We start from the raw sequence: 279 nt of genomic DNA on the forward strand, positions 1-279 counted from the left end.
GCCGAAGACCGAGCCGCCGACAACATGAACCCGAACCCGCTTGCCAAACCGACCCATGAGTGACCCGAGCATCACCGTCGTTCTGATCGAAGACGAAAAGCAGATCCGCCGTTTCGTGCGGACGGCGCTCGAAGACGAGGGCATCGTCGTGCATGACGCCGAGACCGGCAAGCAGGGTCTCGTGGAGGCCGCGACGCGCAAGCCCGACCTCGTGATCGTCGATCTCGGCCTGCCCGATACCGACGGCCTCGACGTGATCCGCGAATTGCGCGGCTGGAG

The 279-nt window shown here is 64.9% G+C and carries 1 protein-coding gene; it reads left to right on the forward strand.

The window, feature by feature from the left end; genetic code table 11:
- Positions 1-55 precede the first annotated feature (55 nt).
- Positions 56-279, forward strand: a 224-nt coding sequence (locus SB822_RS56560) for a response regulator (RefSeq protein ID WP_410859033.1), incomplete at its 3' end; no start/stop codon positions are given.

It is taken from the genome of Paraburkholderia sp. SIMBA_054 (genome assembly GCF_046534875.1).
In the GTDB taxonomy this organism is placed as follows: Bacteria; Pseudomonadota; Gammaproteobacteria; order Burkholderiales; family Burkholderiaceae; genus Paraburkholderia; species Paraburkholderia hospita.